At 70.8% G+C, this 16,680-nt stretch carries 18 protein-coding genes; 12 read left to right on the top strand and 6 right to left on the bottom strand.

Annotation, left to right across the window (positions count from 1 at the left end; genetic code table 11):
* Positions 1-142 precede the first annotated feature (142 nt).
* From OG470_RS02390 to OG470_RS02375, 4 genes are read left to right on the top strand one after another with little or no spacing between them, the layout of a single operon-like run.
* Positions 143-1,069, top strand: coding sequence for an ABC transporter permease (locus tag OG470_RS02390; protein ID WP_328420294.1), 927 nt, complete (start codon positions 143-145; stop codon positions 1,067-1,069).
* The gene (locus OG470_RS02385; protein ID WP_328420292.1) at positions 1,062-2,027 is read left to right on the top strand and encodes an ABC transporter permease; all 966 of its coding nucleotides are present in this window, start codon (positions 1,062-1,064) and stop codon (positions 2,025-2,027) included. Before OG470_RS02390 ends, OG470_RS02385 begins: the two co-directional genes overlap by 8 nt.
* Positions 2,028-2,053: 26 nt before the next feature.
* Positions 2,054-3,082 (top strand): ABC transporter ATP-binding protein, encoded by a 1,029-nt coding sequence (locus OG470_RS02380; RefSeq protein ID WP_328426097.1) that lies wholly within the window; start codon positions 2,054-2,056, stop codon positions 3,080-3,082.
* Positions 3,075-4,088 carry an ABC transporter ATP-binding protein gene (locus tag OG470_RS02375; RefSeq protein ID WP_328420290.1) on the top strand — a complete coding sequence of 338 codons (1,014 nt, stop codon included), beginning with the start codon at positions 3,075-3,077 and terminating at the stop codon, positions 4,086-4,088. Before OG470_RS02380 ends, OG470_RS02375 begins: the two co-directional genes overlap by 8 nt.
* Positions 4,089-4,229: 141 nt before the next feature.
* Here the strand turns inward: OG470_RS02375 and OG470_RS02370 are convergent, their stop codons facing one another.
* The gene (locus tag OG470_RS02370; protein ID WP_328420288.1) at positions 4,230-4,643 is read right to left on the bottom strand and encodes a chorismate mutase; all 414 of its coding nucleotides are present in this window, start codon (positions 4,641-4,643) and stop codon (positions 4,230-4,232) included.
* 301 nt (positions 4,644-4,944) lie between these two features.
* On the opposite strand from OG470_RS02370, the gene pcrA reads away from it, so the two are divergent.
* Both pcrA and OG470_RS02360 read left to right on the top strand, forming a co-directional pair.
* Positions 4,945-7,350: a DNA helicase PcrA gene (pcrA, locus tag OG470_RS02365; protein ID WP_328420286.1), complete on the top strand. Its 2,406-nt coding sequence runs from the start codon at positions 4,945-4,947 to the stop codon at positions 7,348-7,350.
* A gap of 159 nt (positions 7,351-7,509) precedes the next feature.
* Positions 7,510-7,977: an NUDIX hydrolase gene (locus OG470_RS02360; protein ID WP_328420284.1), complete on the top strand. Its 468-nt coding sequence runs from the start codon at positions 7,510-7,512 to the stop codon at positions 7,975-7,977.
* A gap of 1 nt (position 7,978) precedes the next feature.
* Here the strand turns inward: OG470_RS02360 and OG470_RS02355 are convergent, their stop codons facing one another.
* Complete coding sequence (locus tag OG470_RS02355; RefSeq protein ID WP_328420282.1) at positions 7,979-8,746, bottom strand: M23 family metallopeptidase; 768 nt, start codon at positions 8,744-8,746, stop codon at positions 7,979-7,981.
* A gap of 273 nt (positions 8,747-9,019) precedes the next feature.
* Positions 9,020-9,727: a M23 family metallopeptidase gene (locus OG470_RS02350; RefSeq protein WP_328420280.1), complete on the bottom strand. Its 708-nt coding sequence runs from the start codon at positions 9,725-9,727 to the stop codon at positions 9,020-9,022.
* A 98-nt stretch (positions 9,728-9,825) separates the two neighbouring features.
* On the opposite strand from OG470_RS02350, the gene OG470_RS02345 reads away from it, so the two are divergent.
* The 5 genes from OG470_RS02345 (at position 9,826) to OG470_RS02325 (ending at position 13,653) form a co-directional block, all read left to right on the top strand.
* The gene (locus OG470_RS02345; protein ID WP_328420278.1) at positions 9,826-10,173 is read left to right on the top strand and encodes a hypothetical protein; all 348 of its coding nucleotides are present in this window, start codon (positions 9,826-9,828) and stop codon (positions 10,171-10,173) included.
* A complete protein-coding gene (locus tag OG470_RS02340) occupies positions 10,173-10,577 on the top strand; it encodes a cobalamin B12-binding domain-containing protein (RefSeq protein WP_252420090.1) in 405 nt (134 codons plus the stop codon). The genes OG470_RS02345 and OG470_RS02340 overlap by 1 nt, the downstream gene beginning before the upstream one ends.
* 432 nt (positions 10,578-11,009) lie before the next feature.
* Positions 11,010-12,188, top strand: a complete 1,179-nt coding sequence (gene sucC / locus OG470_RS02335; protein ID WP_328420275.1) for an ADP-forming succinate--CoA ligase subunit beta — start codon at positions 11,010-11,012, stop codon at positions 12,186-12,188.
* 2 nt (positions 12,189-12,190) lie between these two features.
* Complete coding sequence (gene sucD, locus OG470_RS02330; protein WP_328420273.1) at positions 12,191-13,078, top strand: succinate--CoA ligase subunit alpha; 888 nt, start codon at positions 12,191-12,193, stop codon at positions 13,076-13,078.
* A gap of 89 nt (positions 13,079-13,167) precedes the next feature.
* Positions 13,168-13,653, top strand: coding sequence for a GNAT family N-acetyltransferase (locus OG470_RS02325; RefSeq protein ID WP_328420271.1), 486 nt, complete (start codon positions 13,168-13,170; stop codon positions 13,651-13,653).
* A gap of 15 nt (positions 13,654-13,668) precedes the next feature.
* Here the strand turns inward: OG470_RS02325 and OG470_RS02320 are convergent, their stop codons facing one another.
* Positions 13,669-13,935 (bottom strand): DUF4190 domain-containing protein, encoded by a 267-nt coding sequence (locus OG470_RS02320; RefSeq protein ID WP_328420269.1) that lies wholly within the window; start codon positions 13,933-13,935, stop codon positions 13,669-13,671.
* A gap of 201 nt (positions 13,936-14,136) precedes the next feature.
* Between OG470_RS02320 and OG470_RS02315 the strand changes: the two genes are divergently transcribed.
* Positions 14,137-15,468, top strand: coding sequence for a cell division protein PerM (locus OG470_RS02315; RefSeq protein ID WP_328420267.1), 1,332 nt, complete (start codon positions 14,137-14,139; stop codon positions 15,466-15,468).
* Between the two features lie 93 nt (positions 15,469-15,561).
* On the opposite strand, the gene OG470_RS02310 is transcribed toward OG470_RS02315, so the two are convergent.
* Positions 15,562-16,185: a DUF4190 domain-containing protein gene (locus OG470_RS02310; RefSeq protein ID WP_328420265.1), complete on the bottom strand. Its 624-nt coding sequence runs from the start codon at positions 16,183-16,185 to the stop codon at positions 15,562-15,564.
* Positions 16,186-16,234: 49 nt separating this feature from the next.
* Positions 16,235-16,531, bottom strand: a complete 297-nt coding sequence (locus tag OG470_RS02305) for a CD225/dispanin family protein (RefSeq protein ID WP_328420263.1) — start codon at positions 16,529-16,531, stop codon at positions 16,235-16,237.
* Positions 16,532-16,680 lie beyond the last annotated feature (149 nt).

The following is a 16,680-nucleotide window of genomic DNA, read 5'->3' as shown; positions in this document are numbered from 1 at the left end:
GGTCTGACCCCGGGTCGGGCTCGCCACATCCGGTGAGCCCGACCCGGGGCCGTTCCGCGAGTGGGTGTTACAACACTCCACTCGCCACGTTGTCACCACCGTGTCGGCCGTCCGACGCGCCCCCTGTCTGGAGGACCACCCCATGGGCCGTTATCTGTTGAGACGGCTGCTCCAACTCGTGCCGGTCTTCATCGGCACGACGTTCCTGATCTACGCCCTCGTCTGGGCCGTCCCGGGCGATCCGTTCGCCGGCAAGTGCGGTGAGCGCCGCTGCCCGGACCAGTACATCGCGTTCATGACCGAGAAGTACCACCTGGACCAGAACGTCTTCGTGCAGTACGCCAACTACATGAAGAACCTTCTCCAGGGCGACTTCGGTCAGACGTTCTCGCAGCGCGAGATCAGCGACATCATCATGACGTCGTACCCGAACACCCTGAAGCTGGCTCTGGTGGCGCTCACCATCGAGGCCGTGATCGGCCTCGGCGCCGGCGTGCTGACCGGTCTGCGCCGCAACGGCTTCCTGGACAACCTGGTCCTGGTCTCCACCCTCTTCCTCATCGCATTGCCGGTCTTCGTCGTCGGCTTCGTGCTCCAGTGGCTGCTGGGCGTGCAGTGGGGCATCATCACGCCGACCGTCTCGTCCGAGATGCGGATCTCCGAGCTGATCGTGCCGGGCTTCGTGCTCGGTAGCGCGTCAGTGGCGTACATCGCCCGAGTGGCGCGAACGAGCATCGCGGAGAACCGCCGCGCCGACTACGTGCGTACCGCCATCGCCAAGGGCCTGCCGATGCGCCGGGTGGTGGGCGTGCACCTGCTGCGCAACTCGCTCATCCCGGTGGTCACCCTGCTCGGCACCGACCTCGGTGCCCTGATGGGCGGCGCGATCGTCACCGAGGGCATCTTCGGCATCAACGGAATCGGCCGCCAGGTCTTCCGCGCGATCGTCACCAAGGAAAGCGCTACCGTGGTAGGGATCGTCGTCGTCCTGGTGCTGGTCTATCTCGTGATGAACCTGGTGGTTGACCTGCTCTACGCCGCCCTGGACCCAAGGATCCGCTATGAGTGACCCGAGTACCGCATCGATCGTCAGCACCCCTCCCGCCCAGGCCGACGTCGTCGCCCCCACCGGGACGGGCCTGCCGCAGAGCAACGAGAAGCCGCGTGGCCTGCTCGGTGACGCGTGGCGGGACCTGCGGCGCAAGCCGCTGTTCTGGATCTCGGCCACGCTGATCGTGATCTTCCTCCTGATGGCGGCCTTCCCGCAGCTGTTCGCCCCGGGCGACGCGGTCAACGGCACGCTGTCCCGGAGCCTCAACAAGCCGTCCGCCGAGGGCTGGTTCGGTTACGACGTGCAGGGCCGGGACGTCTACGCCCGGGTCATCTACGGTGCGCGCGCCTCCATCGTGGTCGCCGTGCTCTCCGTGATCGGCACCCTGCTGGTCGGCGGCGCCATGGGCATCATCTCCGGCTACCGCGGTGGCTGGGTGGACGGTCTGCTCAGCCGGATCGCCGATGTCTTCTTCGGCCTGCCCTTCGTGCTCGGCGCGATCGTCATCCTGACCACGTTCAACGGCTCGGGCTCCGGCAACAGCAAGGCCCAGATCATGGGCCTGGTGATCGCCTCCCTGATCGTGCTGAGCTGGCCGGTCGTGATGCGGCTGATGCGCTCCTCGGTGCTCGCCACCAAGGAGGCCGACTACATCGTCGCGGCCCGCGCGTTGGGTGCCGGCACCGGCCGGATCATCCTCAAGCACCTGCTGCCGAACTGCCTGGCCCCGCTGCTGGTCTACGGCACGATCATGGTCGGTTCGTTCATCGGTGCCGAGGCCACCCTGTCGTTCCTGGGCGTCGGCCTGAAGTCGCCGGTGGTGTCCTGGGGCATCATGATCAGCGACGGGCAGCAGTTCATCCGGGTCGCGCCGGGGCTGGTGTTCTTCCCCGCCGCGTTCCTCGTCACCGCTGTGCTGAGCTTCGTGATGCTCGGTGAGGCGGTCCGCGAGGCCCTCGATCCGAAACTCCGCTAGGGGAGATCCAGTTGTCCGACATTCTCGTGTCCGAGCAGTCCGCGCCGGGAACCGGCGGGTCCGGACGTCCCTCTGGCCGGCTGCTCGAGGTCGACGACCTGCGGGTGGAGTTCCGTACCCGGGACGGCGTCGCCAAGGTCATCAACGGGGTCACGTACCACGTCGACGCGGGGGAGACCCTCGCCGTGCTCGGCGAGTCCGGCTCCGGTAAGAGCGTCACGGCGCAGACCATCATGGGCATCCTCGACACCCCGCCCGGGTTCGTCACCGGCGGGCAGGTCCGCTTCCACGGCAAGGACATGCTCCGCATGTCCGAAGAGGAGCGGCGCCGCATTCGCGGTGAGGGCATCGCGATGATCTTCCAGGACGCGCTCTCCGCGCTGAACCCGGTCTTCACCGTCGGGTTCCAGATCGCCGAGCAGTTCCGGGTCCGGCGGGGCATGGGTCGCGCGGACGCCAAGAAGCGTGCGATCGAGATGCTCGACCAGGTCAAGATCCCGAACGCCAAGGGCCGGTTCAACAACTATCCGCACCAGTTCTCCGGCGGTATGCGGCAGCGCGCGATGATCGCGATGTCGCTGGCGCTCGACCCGGAGGTGCTGATCGCGGACGAGCCGACCACCGCGCTCGACGTGACCGTGCAGGCCCAGATCATGGACCTGCTCGCCGAGCTCCAGCGTGAGCGGCAGATGGGCATGATCCTGATCACCCACGACCTCGGCGTGGTCGCCGACGTCGCGGACCGGATCGCGGTCATGTACGCGGGCCGGATCGTCGAGGAAGCCGACGTGTACGACCTGTACGCCAAGCCGGCGCACCCGTACACGATGGGCCTGATCGACTCCATCCCGCGGATGGACGAGAAGGGGCAGCAGCTCCGGACGATCAAGGGCCTTCCGCCGAACCTGATGAACATCCCGCCGGGCTGCCCGTTCAACCCGCGCTGCCCCATGGCTCAGCCGGTGTGCCGGGAGAAGGTCCCGCCGCTGCTGCAGGTGGGTCACGCCCGGGCCAGCGCCTGCCACTTCGCCGAGGAGCTGGTGAACCGTGTCTGAGAACATCATCGAGGTCCATGACCTGGTCAAGCACTACCCCGTCACCCAGGGTGTGGTGTTCAAGAAGACCGTCGGTCAGGTCAAGGCGGTCGACGGGGTCTCGTTCGGTCTGCGTGCCGGTGAGACGCTCGGCGTGGTCGGTGAGTCCGGCTGCGGCAAGTCGACCCTCGCCCGGGTCCTGATGAACCTGGAGAAGCCGACCGCCGGCAGCGTGGTCTACAAGGGCCAGGACATCTCCAAGCTCTCCGGTGGTGCGCTGCGGCGGCTCCGTCGGCAGATCCAGCTGGTGATGCAGGACCCGTACACCTCGCTGAACCCGCGGATGACGGTCGGTGACCTGATCGGTGAGCCGTTCGAGATCCACCCCGAGGTGGCGCCGAAGGGCAGCCGTCGGGGCAAGGTCAAGGAGCTGCTCGACCTGGTCGGGCTCAACCCGGAGCACATCAACCGGTACCCGCACCAGTTCTCCGGCGGTCAGCGCCAGCGCATCGGGATCGCCCGCGCGCTCGCCCTGCGGCCCGAGGTGATCGTCTGCGACGAGCCGGTGTCGGCGCTGGACGTGTCCATCCAGGCCCAGGTGATGAACCTGCTGGAGCAACTGCAGACCGAGTTCGGGCTCTCGTACATCTTCATCGCGCACGACCTGTCGGTGGTCCGCCACCTCTCGGACCGGGTCGCGGTGATGTACCTCGGCAAGGTCGTCGAGATCGGCACCGAGGACGAGATCTACGAGCGGCCGACCCACCCGTACACCCAGGCGCTGCTCTCCGCGGTGCCGGTGCCGGACCCGACGCAGCGGAACAACAAGACGATCATCCGGCTCACGGGTGACGTGCCGTCGCCGATCAGCCCGCCCTCGGGCTGCCGGTTCCGGACCCGCTGCTGGAAGGCGCAGGACGTCTGCGCCGAGCAGGTCCCGCTGCTGGAGATCCGGCAGACCTCGGACCACCCGAGCGCCTGCCACTTCGCGGAGCGGCGCGAGATCGTCGCCACTCACGAGGCGTGAGTCACCGGAACCGCCTGCCGACGTCACCACGACGACGGCAGGCGGTTTCGTTTGTCCGTGGCCCTGATCGGGCCGCTCCCGCGCCGGCGGGCCGGCGGGGGTATCGGGCCGGTCCGGCGCCCGGTGGGCCGCCGGAGCGGCTCACAGCGGGCCGCGGCCCGCGCGGAGCAGCAGCAGCGCCAGTTGGGTGCCGTCGGCGCCGAGTGCGATCCGGAAGCGCTCCAGGATCTCCCGTTCCCGGGAGAGCACCAGGCGGGTGCCGCCGGAGGCCATCCGGGTCGCGCCGACCTCCTGGGACAGCGTGGCCCGCTCGTGCCACAGCGCGATCAACGCGTGGTCGATCTCGTCGATCCGTTCCCTGATCTGCACGATCCGCGCGGCGGCGGCCGGCTCCGCGGTGCCGGTCCGTGCCTCGGCCGGCCCGCCGTCCTCGGCGACCCCGGCGTCCTCGGCCGGCGGCGTCGTCGCCGCCACCGGCTCGCTCCCGTTCGCCGGGGGCTGCTCCGCCCCCGGTCGGGTCGGGCCGCCGTTCTGCTCCGCCACGTCTGTCATCATCGGGTACCCCTCGCACTGTGGTGCCCGGTGCCCGGATCCCGGGACGAAAAAGCCCCGGACTCCAGGAGCCCGGGGCTTTTTGCAGGTCTGATCGATCAGGCGCGACCTACGGCTGCCGGACTCCCGGTGCCGTAGTAAAAGTAGTAGCGCTGAGCGAACACGCCGTCGAGTATGCCCATGCCGCCCGCCCGTGCGCAAGCGGTTCGATCGGACGGCACGGTGCGGCGACGGGGGAGACGGCGCGAGCCACGACACCGCGCGGTCGGGAAGTGTCTGCCCGGCGGCATAGACTTGCTGGGCGATGCATCCTCTCTTCGACATCCCCGCGTCCCCGCCTGCGCCGGAGTCCGCGCCGGCTCGCCCGGACCGGCCCCGGCCGTCCGCCGTACGCCTCGATCCGCAGCAGCTGCTCGCCGGGCTGAACGGGCCGCAGCGCGACGCGGTCACTCATGCCGGCTCGCCGCTGTTGATCGTGGCGGGCGCCGGTTCCGGCAAGACCCGGGTGCTCACCCACCGGATCGCCTACCTGCTCGCCGCGCGGGACGTGCACCCCGGGGAGATCATCGCGATCACCTTCACCAACAAGGCCGCTGGCGAGATGAAGGAGCGGGTGGCCGCGCTGGTCGGCCCGCGGGCCCGGCTGATGTGGGTGTCGACGTTCCACTCCGCGTGTGTCCGGATCCTGCGCGCCGAGCACGAGCACGCCGGCCTCAAGTCCACGTTCTCGATCTACGACGCGGACGACTCCCGCCGGCTGATGCAGTTGGTCGCCCGCGAGCTGGACCTGGACCCGAAGCGCTACCCGGCGCGTGGGCTGGCCGCCCAGGTCTCCAACCTGAAGAACGAGCTGGTCGACCCGGAGCAGTTCGCGGCGGGGGCCAAGGGGCCCAACGAGCGGGCGCTGGCCGAGGCGTACACGCTCTACCAGCGGCGGCTGCGCGAGGCGCACGCACTGGACTTCGACGACCTGATCATGACCACCGTGCACCTGCTCCAGTCCCACCCGCACGTCGCGGAGAGCTACCGCCGCCGGTTCCGGCACGTCCTGGTCGACGAGTACCAGGACACCAACCACGCGCAGTACACGCTGATCAAGGAGCTGGTCTCCGGCACCGAGGGGCTGGACCCGGCCGAGCTGTGCGTGGTCGGCGACGCCGACCAGTCGATCTACGCGTTCCGGGGCGCGACGATCCGCAACATCCTGGAGTTCGAGCGGGACTTCAGCAACGCGCGGACGATCCTGCTGGAGCAGAACTACCGCTCGACCCAGACCATCCTCAACGCGGCCAACGCGGTGATCGACCGGAACACCTCCCGCAAGCCGAAGCGGCTGTGGAGCGAGGCCGGCGCCGGCGAGCGGATCGTCGGCTACGTGGCCGACACCGAGCACGCCGAGGCGGACTGGGCGGCCCGGGAGATCGACCGGCTGGTCGACGCCGACGAGACCCGTCCCGGTGACGTCGCCGTCTTCTACCGCACCAACGCCCAGTCCCGGGTCTTCGAGGAGGTGTTCATCCGGGTCGGCCTGCCCTACAAGGTGGTCGGCGGGGTGCGCTTCTACGAGCGCAAGGAGGTCCGCGACGCGCTCGCGTACCTGCGGTCGGTGGTCAACGACGACGACACGGTGAGCCTGCGGCGGGTGCTGAACACCCCGCGCCGGGGGATCGGCGACCGTGCGGAGGCGTGCGTCGAAGCGCTCTCCAGCCGCGACCGGATCTCGTTCGGCGCCGCGCTGCGCCGGGCCCGGGAGGCGCCGGGCATCTCCAGCCGGGCGGCCAACGGCATCGCCGACTTCGTGGCGCTGCTCGACGACGCCCGCACGCTGGCCGAGACCGGCACCCCGGAGGAGGTGCTGGAGGCGCTGCTGACCCGCTCGGGTTACCTCACCGAGTTGGAGGAGAGCCTCGACCCGCAGGACGCCGGCCGGGTGGACAACCTCCAGGAGCTGGTCAGCGTCGCCCGGGAGTACACCGAGCGGATCGAGGCGTTGGGCGAGGAGGGGGAGCGGGCCACTCTGGCGGGCTTCCTGGAGCAGGTCGCGCTGGTCGCCGACGCCGACCAGATTCCCTCCGACGACCCCGACCATCAGGGCGTGGTCACCCTGATGACGCTGCACACCGCCAAGGGCTTGGAGTTCCCGGTGGTCTTCCTGACCGGGCTGGAGGACGGCGTCTTCCCGCACCTGCGCTCGTTGGGCGACACCCGCGAGCTGGAGGAGGAGCGTCGGCTGGCGTACGTGGGCATCACCCGGGCACGGCAGCGGCTCTACCTCTCCCGGGCGGTGACCCGCTCGGCCTGGGGGCAGCCGGCCTACAACCCGCCGTCCCGGTTCCTGGAGGAGCTTCCACCGGAGCTGGTGCACTGGGAGCGCACTGAGGGTTCGTACACCTCGTGGGCTGGCGGGGGCGGCGGCGTCGGTGGTCGCGCGGACCGCGTGCCCGGCGGGCGGGGCACGTTCAGCGGGGGCACGCCCAAGGCCGCGCAGTTGGCGAAGCGGCTCGGCGTGGACGCCAGCCGCCTGACCACGGCCAGTGAGCTGCCGCAGGGTCCGAAGGTGGCGGCCGGCGACCGGGTCAACCACCAACGCTACGGGCTGGGGCGGGTGGTCGCCGTCGAGGGGCACGGCCCCGGCGCCCGCGCGCAGATCGAGTTCGGCGACCAGACGATGTGGCTGGTGCTGCGGCACGCCCCGATCGACAAGCTCTGACCTCGTCACGTCGAGCCGGAGTCGCCCTCCCACGATTCGCGCTACATCCGGGAAAGAGTGGCCTCCGGAGGTGCTGAGGCCACTCTTTCCCGGATGCCGCGACCGAGCACGCCCGAGGTCGAGAGATCACTGATATAGGGTCCGGCGGGAGGTGCGAGGATGAGTTTCCGGCTGGCGGCGTACGCCGTGTGCATCGAGGATGAGCGGGTACTGCTCGCCCGTTACGTACCACCGGCGGGCGACACTCACTGGACCCTCCCAGGCGGCAAGGTCGAGCACGCGGAGGATCCGTTCGATGCGGTGATCCGGGAGGTCGCCGAGGAGACCGGCTGCGACGCGGTGGTCGAACGTCTCCTGGGTGTGGACTCGAGAGTGATCCCCGTTGCCGAGGCGTGGTTGGGGATCGAGCACCAGAACGTCGGCATCTTCTACCGAGTTCGTATCACCGGTGGCGCTCTCCGGCCCGAGCCGAACGGCGAGACCGCCGAGTCGGTCTGGACTCCGATACCCGACGTAGCTCGCCTGCGCCGATCATCGCTGGTAGACATCGGCCTCGCACTGGCGCAGACCCTTCCGGTGACCGGCCACGTCGCCTCCGTCCCGGTCGCCGGTCTCATTCAGCATTGAGTCAGCAGCCCAGGTCGACGCCGCGTGCCCGCATGAACGGCGCCGGGTCGATCTGGTTCCACATGCCCTGGTGCACCTCGAAGTGCAGGTGCGGGCCGGTGGCGTCGCCGGTGGCGCCCTCGTAGCCGATCACCTGGTTGGCCTTGACCTTCTGCCCGACGGTGACCGCGATCCGGCTCTGGTGGGCGTAGTGGGTCAGGTAACCGTTGCCGTGGTCGACGAAGACGGAGTTGCCGTACCCGTCGGCGGCGTCGCCGGCCTGGACCACCGTGCCGGCGGCAGCGGCGTGGATCGGCGTGCCGGAGGGCAGCGCCAGGTCGATGCCGGCGTGCAGGGTGCCCCAGCGCTGCCCGTAGCAGGAGGTGACCGCAGCGCCCGGCATCGGGTCGACCCAGGCGGGCGTGGGCTTGGTGGTCTTCTTCGGCTTCGGCTTCGGCTTCGCGGTGGCCGTCTTCGTCGGTGTCGGGCTGGCGCTGGCCGTCGACGGGCTCGGTGTCGGGCTGGCCGACGGGGAGACCGGCGCGCTCGACTCACGGGCGGAGCGGTCCGCGCGGCTGGCGGCCTCGGCCCGGGACTGCGCGTCGGCGGAGACGGCGGTGGGCGCCGGACGGTCCGAGCCGGTGGTGGCGACGGCGACGCCGCCCAGGCCGAGGACGACCAGGGCGGCCGCGCCGAGCACGATGAGACGGCTCCGCCGGCCGGCGCGCTGCGGCTGCTCGGTGGCGGTGTCGGGGGTGTTCTCGTTCTGGACGGGGCTGTCTTCCTGCACGGCGGACCTTCACAGTCGAGGGGCACTTGACCTCGAAATACTGGTGTCGGGCCGAGTTGACCCGGGTACGGGGACCGAGGCGCCGGCCGACGGGCCGAGTGTCACCTGCCCGGATATGGTCCGCTCTGCGTTGTTCCGTCCGTAAAAGTGATCATGCGGGCCGGTGTCACCGGTCACAGTCGGTGCTGTGACCCAGCAGACATCCAGCCGACCCGGGCAACGAAAAACCGCCCGGATCGACAGATCCGGGCGGTCAACGGTCAGTACGCAGCGTCAGGACGCGGCTACCTCGCTGTAGATTGCCTCGACTTGCAGCTTGATGTCCACTCCGCGCTCCTGGAGGAACGGCACCGGGTCGACCGGCTGGCCCTTGACATGGATCTCAAGGTGCAGGTGAGTGCCGTAGGAGTGGCCGGTGTAGCCCACCAGTCCGAGCTGGTCGCCTGCCTTGACCTGCTGCCCTTCCTTGACGCTCAGCGCGGAGGAGTGGCCGTAGATGGCCTCGCTGCCGTCGGCGTGCTGGACGATCACCGCCTGGCCGTACCCGCCATACCAGCCGGCCTTGGTGACCAGCCCGTCGTGGACCGACAGGTACGGCGTGCCCTCGGGGGCGACCAGGTCGACGCCGGTGTGCATCTTGCCCCAGCGCACACCGTAGGGGGAGTTGAAGTCGTAGCCCTGCAGGGGCAGCAGCCAGACGTCGGGCTCGGCGGCGTCCTTGCTCCGGCTGTCCCGGGAGGCGCGGTCGGCGTTGTCGGCACGGGCCGCGGCGTCCTGGCTGGTGGCCGAGGCCTGCTTCAGGTCGTCGAGGACCGACGAGCTGACGTCCTTGGCGTCCGGCATGGCGCCCGCGCCGAGCGCGACGATGCCGGCTCCGACGAACGCGGTGGTGACGACCGCGGCGTAACGGCTACGCGGGGGGGTGGGAACGCGGCGACGACCGCGATATCGATCGGGCTCAGACGACAGGCGCTGGCGCACGCACACCCTCCGTTGTCGGGGTTCCGAGGCGGCCGGTGGACGTTCGTGACGCTCAAGTGAACGTCCGCTGGCCGCGTCGTCACCCGTCCATGGACCTGATGACAACCGTGGACACGTTAGCCAACCACCAGGCGACCCACAAGCCGAAGCGCCGAATTGGCGTGCCGATCTGTCCGTTTGCGTCCAAGATTGTCACGCATCGTGACGTCGAACGGCGCCCTCGTTACTGTCCGTTCGTCGCCGAGCGTGACCGGTCCGGCGGAGTCGTCCGGCTTGACGGCGGGGACCGTCGAATGCCATCGGTGTACCCGTCCGCACTCCCGGTGATCCCGCCCCGCGACGCCGGTTCGTCGAGCGGGTTTCCGGCCCAGATTTCCCGGGGCCGGTCGGCCGGGTTACCGTTCGTTCAGGTGAAGGCCGTGGAGCCGGTGAAAGGTGTGCGCTGATGAGCTCTCGTATTCGGGTCGTCGTCGCCAAGCCAGGCTTGGACGGCCACGATCGTGGCGCCAAGGTGGTCGCGCGTGCCCTGCGGGACGCTGGGATGGAGGTCGTCTACACCGGCCTGCACCAGACTCCCGAGCAGATCGTGGAGACCGCGATCCAGGAGGACGCCGACGCGGTCGGCCTCTCCGTACTCTCCGGCGCGCACATGACGCTCTTCCGTCGGGTGCTGGAGCTGCTCGGTGAGCGGGATGCCCGGGACATCGTCGTGTTCGGCGGCGGCATCATCCCGAACGGCGACATCCCCGAGCTGGAGAAGCTGGGCGTCGCCAAGATCTTCACGCCGGGCGCCACCACTGCGTCGATCGTCGAGTGGGTCCGGCAGAACGTCGCGCAGCCGGTCGCCTGAGGCGACGCCGGAACGGGTGGTCGGGCGGGTCCGGACACGGGGGAGGGGCCGGACGCACCCCTCACACGTCCGGCCCCTCTATGCACGATGCCCCGCCGCCACCCCTCGACCGACAGGGCATCGGCCGTCTCCCGTCATCGCGCTGATCAGCGCTCCGACACCTGACTCAACGACGCCCCGACGGGCGGGTTACGCACCCCCGGCAACATCGCCCGGACGGTGGACGCCGCCCGTAACGTGGCCGGAACCTGCCTTGTCTGCTGCCCGGTTGTGCATTACCGCACACCGCGCACCCGCTCGGTTGCCGGCGGTGCCCACCTCGCTAGGCTGCGGCCAATGGCCTGTTTCAAGTGATGACAGGCGTCAAACTGTTTTCTGAACGCTGGTGGCGGCGCGACGGCGCGCCGCGGAGACGGGACGGGACGCGCAATCGTGGACCTGTACGAGTACCAGGGGCGGGACCTGTTCGAGCGGCACGGCTTGCCCGTGTTGGCCGGCGGCGTCGCCACTACCCCGGAAGAGGCCCGCGCGATCGCCGAACGCCTCGGCGGTCGGGTGGTCGTCAAGGCGCAGGTGAAGGTCGGCGGCCGAGGTAAGGCCGGCGGCGTCAAGCTTGCCGAGGGCCCGGATGAGGCGGTGGCCAGGGCCACCGACATCCTCGGCATGGACATCAAGGGTCACACCGTCCACAAGGTCATGATCACGGTGACCGCGGACGTGGCCGAGGAGTACTACTTCTCGTACCTGCTCGACCGGGCGAACCGCACCTTCCTCTGCATCGCCAGCGTGGCCGGCGGCATGGACATCGAGCAGGTCGCCGCCGATACCCCGGACAAGGTGGTCAAGGCCCCGATCGACGCCGTCAAGGGTGTGGACGAGGCGAAGGCCCGCGAGATCGTCACCGCCGCCGGCTTCCCGTCCGAGGTCGCCGACCAGGTGGTCGAGGTGGCTGTCGGCCTGTGGCAGGCGTTCGTCGCCGAGGACGCCACCCTGGTCGAGGTGAACCCGTTGGCCAAGAACGGCGACGGGCGGATGCTGCTGCTCGACGCCAAGATCACCTTGGACGAGAACGCCGCGTTCCGGCACCCGGACCACGAGGCCCTGGTCGACCAGGCCTCGGTGGACCCGCTGGAGCAGGCCGCCAAGGAGAAGGACCTCAACTACGTCAAGCTCGACGGCGAGGTCGGCATCATCGGCAACGGCGCGGGTCTGGTCATGTCGACCCTCGACGTGGTCGCGTACGCGGGTGAGCGGCACGGCAACGTCAAGCCGGCCAACTTCCTCGACATCGGCGGCGGCGCGAGCGCCGCCGTGATGGCCAACGGGCTGGAGATCGTGCTCTCCGACCCGGCCGTGAAGAGCGTCTTCGTCAACGTCTTCGGCGGCATCACCGCCTGCGACGAGGTCGCCAACGGCATCATCCAGGCGCTGGCCCTGCTGGAGCAGCGTGGCGAGCAGGTCACCAAGCCGCTCGTCGTCCGTCTCGACGGCAACAACGCCGAGGCCGGCCGGGCGATCCTGGACAGCGCGAACAACCCGCTCGTGCAGCGGGTGGACACCATGGACGGTGCGGCCGAGCGGGCCGCCGAGCTGGCAGCTGCGGGGGTCTGATCATGGCTATCTGGCTGACCAAGGACTCGAAGGTCATCGTCCAGGGGATGACCGGTTCCGAGGGTTCCAAGCACACCCGGCGGATGCTCGCCGCCGGCACCAACGTCGTCGGTGGCGTCAACCCGCGCAAGGCGGGCCAGAAGGTCGACTTCGACGGCACCGAGCTGCCGGTCTTCGCGTCCGTGGCGGACGCCATGGCCGAGACCGGTGCCGACGTCACGGTCATCTTCGTGCCGCCGCAGTTCACCAAGGCCGCCGTGGTCGAGGCGATCGACGCCGCGATCCCGCTGGCCGTGGTGATCACCGAGGGCGTGCCGGTGCACGACACCGCCGCGTTCTGGGCGTACAACGTGGCGCAGGGCGAGCAGACCCGGATCATCGGGCCGAACTGCCCGGGCATCGCCTCGCCCGGCGCCTCCAACGCCGGCATCATCCCGGCCGACATCACCGGCTCCGGCCGGATCGGCCTGGTCAGCAAGAGCGGCACCCTGACCTACCAGATGATGTACGAGCTGCGCGACATCGGCTTCTCCACCTGCGTCGGCATCGGTGGTGACCCGATCATCGGCACCACCCACATCGACGCTCTGAAGGCGTTCGAGGCCGACCCGGACACCGACGCCATCGTCATGATCGGTGAGATCGGCGGTGACGCCGAGGAGCGTGCCGCCGAGTTCATCAAGGCCAACGTCACCAAGCCGGTGGTCGGCTACATCGCCGGCTTCACCGCGCCTCCCGGCAAGACCATGGGCCACGCCGGTGCGATCATCTCCGGCTCGGCCGGCACCGCCGAGGGGAAGCAGGCGGCGCTGGAGGCGGTCGGGGTCAAGGTCGGCAAGACGCCGACCGAGACCGCCCGCCTGATGCGCGAGATCATGTCCGGCAGCTGAGCGGACCAGGCAGCACCGAAGGGGGTCGACCGGTTCCGGTCGGCCCCCTCGGCGTACCACCGGGAGGCCGCGCTCCGTATGCTGCCGGAATGCTGACGGTGGAGCGGCTCCGGGCCGACCACGCGGACGCCCTGCTGGCCTTCGAGCAGGAGAACCGCGCGTACTTCGCGCGCTCCGTGCCGGATCGCGGCGACGCGTACTTCGCCGGGTTCGCCGACCGGCACCGGGCGTTGCTGGCCGAGCAGGAGAGCGGTGTGTGCCACTTCCACGTCGTCCTTGCCGAGCTGGGCGACCTGGTCGGCCGGGTCAACCTGGTGGACGTCGCGGACGGGACGGCCGAACTCGGCTACCGGGTCGGTGAGCGGGCCGCCGGGCAGGGCGTGGCGACCGCCGCGGTCGAGCAGGTGTGCCACCTGGCCGCCACCGGGTACGGGCTCGTCGCCCTCACCGCGATGGCCACCCTCGACAATCCGGCGTCCCGGACGGTGCTGGCGCGCACCGGATTCACCGTGGTGGGTGAGGTCCGCGTCGGCGGCCGCGCCGGCCTGCGGTACCAACGTCGGCTGGTCGGCTGACCACCCGGCACGGGCTCAGTCGTTGTTCCAGAACGGGTAGTTGCCGCTGAGGCGCAGGATCGCGCCGCCGATGATGTTGATCACGCCGAACGCGATGGCGAGGTAGCCGAGCAGGGGCGACTGGCCGTACCGCCGGGCGTCGCGGATGGACAGGTAGCCGAAGATGATGCCGAGGATGCCGCAGCAGATCAGGCCGAGCACGATGCCCAGCACGCCCCAGAGCGTGGTCCGGTCCCGTCCCCTGGCCGGTGGCGGCGGGGGCGGCGGGTATGCGGTCGTCACGGCTTCCTCCGGGCGCTCGTGGGCGGCGGGCCGACCCGGAACGCGACCGGCGGACCCGGCCCGGGTGGCGGCGACGGTCAGCCCCTCTGGGCCGAGGCTAGACCCGGCCGGACGGCCCGGACCCCGCTTCGGTCAACTCGCCGCCGCTCGGGGCGGGTTAACGGACTGCCACTGCCCGCACGACGTGCCAGAGTAGAGCCGATGTCCCCCGTCACCCCTGACCATCCCAGCCGGACCGCCGGTGTGCGCGCCGACGACCGGACGGCCGACCGTGCCGCGCCGGGCCGGCGGGTGCCCGCCCCCCGCGCCGGCGGGTCGCCGCGCGGACGGGCACCGCTGCTCGTCGCCGCCGGGGTGGCCGCCGGCTGGGCCGCGCTCACCTCGTACCTGCCGGTCGCCATCGTGCTCGGCCTGGTCCAACTCGGCGCGGATTCCGCCACGCTGACCGGCACCCTGCGCACCACGCTGGCCGGCTGGCTGCTGGGGCACGGCGTGCCGCTGCAGACCGAGTCCGGCCCGTTCGGGCTCGCCCCGCTGGCGCTGACCGTGCTCGCGTTCTGGCGGCTGACCCGGGCCGGCGTGCACGTCAGCCGCGCGATCGGTGCCCGCGGCACCCGCTCACCGCGCCGGGCACTGCTCGCCGCGGGCGCGGTCGGCATCGCGTACGCGCTGTTCGGCGCGCTCGCGGCGGTGCTGGTCGGCTCCGGCGGGCCGGACGTGTCCCTGGTGCGGGCGGCAGCCACGTTCGCGGTGGTTGGCACGCTCGCCGCGCTGGTCGGCGCGACCCGGATCACCGCCGTGACCCGGCTGCTCGTCACCCGGATGCCGGGTCCGCTGCGCGACGGCGTACGCACCGGTCTGGTGGCCGGGATCCTCCTGCTCGGCGCGGGCGCCGGCGCGGCCGGCCTGGCGGTGGCCACCGGCGGCGGGGACGCGGCGGACATGATCGGGGCGTACCGCACCGGGGTGGCCGGGCAGGCCGGGATCACCCTGGTCAGCCTCGCCTACGCGCCGAACGCGGCGGTCTGGTCGACCAGCTACCTGCTCGGGCCGGGCTTCGCGGTCGGCGTCGACACCGCGGTCCGCACCAGCGAGGTGTCGGTCGGCGCGCTGCCGGCCGTACCGCTGCTCGCCGGCCTGCCACGCGGCCCGGTGGACGGCTTCGGCGCCCTGCTGCTCGCAGTGCCGGTGCTGGCCGGGATGGTTGCCGGCTGGCTGCTCGCCCGCCGGGTGGCCCGGCTGGCCGGGCCGGAGCGGGCGCCGCAGCGCTGGGCTGAGCTGCTGGCGCCGGCGGCGCTGGCCGGGCCGGTGGCCGGCGTGCTGCTCGGCGTGGCCGCCGCCGTCTCCGGCGGGCCGCTCGGTGCCGGCCGGCTGGCGCAGGTCGGGCCGGTGGGCTGGCAGGTCGGCGCGGTGGCGGCCGGTGTCATCGCGGTCGGCGCGCTGCTCGGCGCCGCCGCGACCCGGGCCCTCACCCGGGCCCCCGCGCAGAAACCCCGCACCAGCGCCGCGACCCCGCCCTCGACCGGGCCCTGACCCGGCCGGACGCCCGGCGCGGGCGGTGGCCATGGCGGAGACGGCGCGGGGCGCCCCGGACGAATCCGGAGCGCCCCGTCAGGACCGGACCGCTCAGGGCTCGGTCGGCAGGTTGACGTTCGCCACGATGCTCAAGATGATCAGCAGGATGCCCAACCCGGCACCGACCGCACCGCAGATCAGGCCGGCCTTGGCCTGCCCGCCGTTGTTGGCCTGGCCCTGGGCGACCTTCTGCTGGGCCAGGTAACCGGTCACCACGCCCGCGATGCCGACCGGGATGCCCAGGTAGAGGCAGCAGATCAGCGGGATCGACGCGATGCCGAGGATCATCGACACCAGGCCGAGGGTGTTGTTCTGCCCCTGCTGCTGCGGGTAACCGGCGTTCGGGTACGTCGGCGCACCGTAGGGCGGCGGCTGCTGCTGGCCGTACGGGTCCTGGTACGGCGGCTGCTGGCCGTACGGCTGCCCCGAGGTGGGCTGCTGGCCGTAGGGCTGCCCGGGGGTGGGCTGCTGGCCGTAGGGCTGCTGGCCGTACGGGTTCTGCGGTGCGCCGTACGGGTCCTGCGGCTGCTGGCCGTACGGCTGGCCGGAGGTGGGCTGCTGACCGTACGGGGCGGCCGGCGGCGGAGCGTACGGGTCGTGCGGCGGTTGGGGGGCGGTCGGGTCCTGATTGGGCTGCTGGCCGTACGGGTCCTGACCGGGGTTACCGGGCTGCATTCGAGAAGCTCCTTGGGCTGGGTTTGTCAGTAGCTGCTGTTGTTCCTACTCACGAGTTGCCGCTGCCGCCACTCATGAGCGCGCCCAGACCGCCCAACGCACAGCACACCAGGAAGATGGCATACCACGTGATGCCGGCGATCAGGGCCCACTTCGACCACTTCCGTGACTCCGCGGCAGCGGCCTGCGCTCCGGCGTAGTCGCCCTGCTGGAGAAGCGGGTTGACCTTGGACGCGTTGATGATCGCCGGAATGGCCAGCGGCCAGAAGAGGAAGATGGCGACGATCGACATTGTCATGTTGTTGTTGATTGGCGGCTGCTGCTGGGGGTGGTAACCGGGCTGCATGGGGGTGCTCCTCATTCAGACGACGCGGCTGGCGTGCCGGATCACTGACGGGGTGCGGCCGGCACGGTGTTCAGCCCGAGCGACCGGCAGCGTACCGAATCGATGCCCGCGGGACTGTCAACGATCAGCGCGCCGCCCAGCCGATGGGC

The sequence above is a fragment of the Micromonospora sp. NBC_00389 genome (genome assembly GCF_036059255.1).
Classification (GTDB): domain Bacteria; phylum Actinomycetota; class Actinomycetes; order Mycobacteriales; family Micromonosporaceae; genus Micromonospora.
The sequence above is the reverse complement of the archived record's forward strand: the minus strand, read 5'-3'. Positions and strand labels throughout refer to the sequence as shown.

Excerpts from the sequence above, each read along its gene's own strand:
- OG470_RS02315 (WP_328420267.1), top strand. The coding sequence starts at position 14,137 with ATGTCCCCCGTCACCCCTGACCATCCCAGCCGGACCGCCGGTGTGCGC.
- pcrA (WP_328420286.1), top strand. The coding sequence starts at position 4,945 with ATGCATCCTCTCTTCGACATCCCCGCGTCCCCGCCTGCGCCGGAGTCC.
- OG470_RS02340 (WP_252420090.1), top strand. The coding sequence starts at position 10,173 with ATGAGCTCTCGTATTCGGGTCGTCGTCGCCAAGCCAGGCTTGGACGGC.
- OG470_RS02360 (WP_328420284.1), top strand. The coding sequence starts at position 7,510 with ATGAGTTTCCGGCTGGCGGCGTACGCCGTGTGCATCGAGGATGAGCGG.
- OG470_RS02370 (WP_328420288.1), bottom strand. The coding sequence starts at position 4,643 with ATGATGACAGACGTGGCGGAGCAGAACGGCGGCCCGACCCGACCGGGG.
- OG470_RS02305 (WP_328420263.1), bottom strand. The coding sequence starts at position 16,531 with ATGCAGCCCGGTTACCACCCCCAGCAGCAGCCGCCAATCAACAACAAC.
- OG470_RS02390 (WP_328420294.1), top strand. The coding sequence starts at position 143 with ATGGGCCGTTATCTGTTGAGACGGCTGCTCCAACTCGTGCCGGTCTTC.
- sucD (WP_328420273.1), top strand. The coding sequence starts at position 12,191 with ATGGCTATCTGGCTGACCAAGGACTCGAAGGTCATCGTCCAGGGGATG.
- OG470_RS02345 (WP_328420278.1), top strand. The coding sequence starts at position 9,826 with ATGACAACCGTGGACACGTTAGCCAACCACCAGGCGACCCACAAGCCG.
- OG470_RS02385 (WP_328420292.1), top strand. The coding sequence starts at position 1,062 with ATGAGTGACCCGAGTACCGCATCGATCGTCAGCACCCCTCCCGCCCAG.
- OG470_RS02310 (WP_328420265.1), bottom strand. The coding sequence starts at position 16,185 with ATGCAGCCCGGTAACCCCGGTCAGGACCCGTACGGCCAGCAGCCCAAT.
- OG470_RS02325 (WP_328420271.1), top strand. The coding sequence starts at position 13,168 with ATGCTGACGGTGGAGCGGCTCCGGGCCGACCACGCGGACGCCCTGCTG.